The following is a 2,373-nucleotide window of genomic DNA, read 5'->3' as shown; positions in this document are numbered from 1 at the left end:
CAGGGCAGGCGAGGCTTCGCGTCTATTCCTCGGATCAGGTTCACACCTCCATCGATCGCGCCATCTGGGTCGCCGGTATCGGCGAGGAGAACCTCGTCCGCATTCCGGTCGCCGGCCGTTTCCGTGCCATGGACACCGCGGCGCTCGAAGCCGCGATCGTCTCCGACCGCAACGCCGGTATGCGGCCGGCGGGTATCATCGCTTGCGTCGGCGGCACCAGCACCGGCGGCACCGACGACATCGCCGCCGCGGCTGCTGTCGCCAAACGGCACGGCCTCTATCTGCATGTCGACGCCGCCTGGGCCGGATCGGCGATGATCTGCCCGGAGTATCGGCATTTCTGGGCCGGCGTCGAAGGCGCCGATTCGATCGTCTTCAATCCGCACAAATGGCTGGGCGCGCAGTTCGACTGCTCGATCCAGTTCATCCGCCAGCCCGAAGATCTGGTGCGTACGCTGGCCATCAAGCCGGACTATCTCAAGACCCATGGTCATGACGGTATCATCAACTATTCCGAATGGTCGGTGCCGCTCGGTCGGCGGTTCCGGGCGCTCAAACTCTGGTTCCTGTTGCGGGCGCATGGGTTGGAAGGCCTGCGCGCCATGATCCGTAACCACGTCGCCTGGAGCGAAGGCCTCGCCAAGCGCCTGGCAGGCGAGGCGGATTTCGACATCGTTACCGAGCCGATGCTGTCGCTATTTTCGTTTCGGCATAAGGGAGGGGCGGGCGCCGATTCAGATGAACACAACCTTCGACTGGTCAATGCCATCAACGACGATGGCCGCATCTACCTGACCCAGACCAAAGTGGATGGTGGGGTCGCGATCCGCTTCCAGGCCGGCCAGTTCGAGGCGACGGCGGACGATATCGACGCGGCATTTGATGTCATCACCGAAATCGCACGCTGCCTTACTTGAGGCAAGCCCCCTATCGAGCTGCGCCGGTTTTGCGATCATATGATTTTCATTAGCCGGCATCTGCCTTTTCATTGCTTTCGTTTTCGGATATACACAAGAAAAACGAAAACGGGAGGCACTAGATGTTTCTGTCCCCGCGCCATGCTGAAATCGTCCAGATGGCCCAGGATCATGGCCGTGTGCTGGTGGACGATCTGGCCACGCATTTCAACGTGACGCCGCAGACCATCCGCAAGGACCTCAACGATCTCTGCGACCAGCGCCTGCTCACACGCATCCATGGCGGCGCCCTGTTCCCCTCCGGCATCGAGAACATGGAGTATGAGGCGCGCCGCAAGATCGCCGCCGAGGAGAAGGAGGCGATCGGCCGCGCCGCCGCCAGGCTGATCCCCGACAACGCCTCGCTCTTCATCAACATCGGCACCACGACCGAGTCCGTCAGCAAGGCCTTGCTGGACCACAACGGCCTCATGGTCATCACCAATAATATCAATGTTGCCAATAGGATGCGTGTCTATCCTTCGATCGAGGTGGTGATTGCCGGCGGCGTCGTGCGTGGCTCCGACGGCGGCGTCGTCGGCGAGGCCGCCGTCGACTTCATCCGCCAGTTCAAGGTCGACTACGCCGTCATCGGCGCCTCGGCCATCGACCATGATGGCGCGCTGCTCGATTTCGATTTTCGCGAGGTGAAAGTGGCGCAAGCCATCATCGCCAACGCCAGGCACGTCATCCTGGTTTCCGACCAGACCAAGTTCGAACGCACCGCGCCGGTTCGCATCGGCCATCTGTCGCAGGTCAACACCTTCATCACCGATCGTTGCGACATCCCCTCGGTGCGCAAGATCTGCGAGGAGGCAGAGGTTCAGCTGATCGAAACATCGCTCGGCTAGGGCCGGCTAACGTGGCTTTCACGGCGCTGTGATATTTCGTTTGACATTCGTTCGTATTTCGAATTAATTCCGTAACGGTTTCGCAAAAGACCAAAAATGCTGCAATGCGAAATCGCTGGAGGATTTCTTGGACGCATCACCGATCCATGACATTTTTGTCATTGGCGGCGGCATCAACGGCTGCGGCATCGCCCGCGACGCGGTTGGTCGCGGCTTCTCGGTTTTTCTCGCCGAGATGAGCGATCTGGCCAGCGGCACCTCGTCCGGCTCGACCAAGCTGATCCATGGCGGCTTGCGCTATCTTGAGTTCTACGAATTCCGCCTGGTACGCGAAGCGCTGATGGAGCGCGAGGTTCTGTGGAAGAACGCGCCGCACATAATCTGGCCGATGCGTTTCGTGTTGCCTTACGCCAAGGGCCTGCGGCCGGCCTGGCTGATCCGGCTCGGCCTTTTCCTCTACGACCATATTGGCGGGCGCAAACTGCTGCCGGCGACGAAGACGCTGGACATGGGGACGGATCCGGCCGGCAAGCCCCTGAAGCCGCTGTTTCGCAAGGCCTTCGAAT

Annotated in this window: 3 protein-coding genes; all 3 read left to right on the top strand. The window is 60.9% G+C overall.

The window, feature by feature from the left end:
• A partial coding sequence (locus EN781_RS30785) for a pyridoxal-dependent decarboxylase (protein WP_145965725.1) occupies window positions 1–917 on the top strand: 917 nt, incomplete at its 5' end.
• A gap of 122 nt (window positions 918–1,039) precedes the next feature.
• On the top strand, window positions 1,040–1,807 hold the full coding sequence (locus tag EN781_RS30780; protein WP_126054727.1) for a DeoR/GlpR family DNA-binding transcription regulator: 768 nt from the start codon (window positions 1,040–1,042) through the stop codon (window positions 1,805–1,807).
• 127 nt (window positions 1,808–1,934) lie between these two features.
• Window positions 1,935–2,373 (top strand): FAD-dependent oxidoreductase (locus EN781_RS30775; protein WP_127400644.1); only part of this gene is annotated, 439 nt, incomplete at its 3' end.

Source organism: Mesorhizobium sp. M4A.F.Ca.ET.090.04.2.1 (assembly GCF_003999085.1).
In the GTDB taxonomy this organism is placed as follows: Bacteria; Pseudomonadota; Alphaproteobacteria; order Rhizobiales; family Rhizobiaceae; genus Mesorhizobium.
Note: the sequence above shows the minus strand (reverse complement) of the source record. Positions and strands in the feature narration are given on the sequence as shown.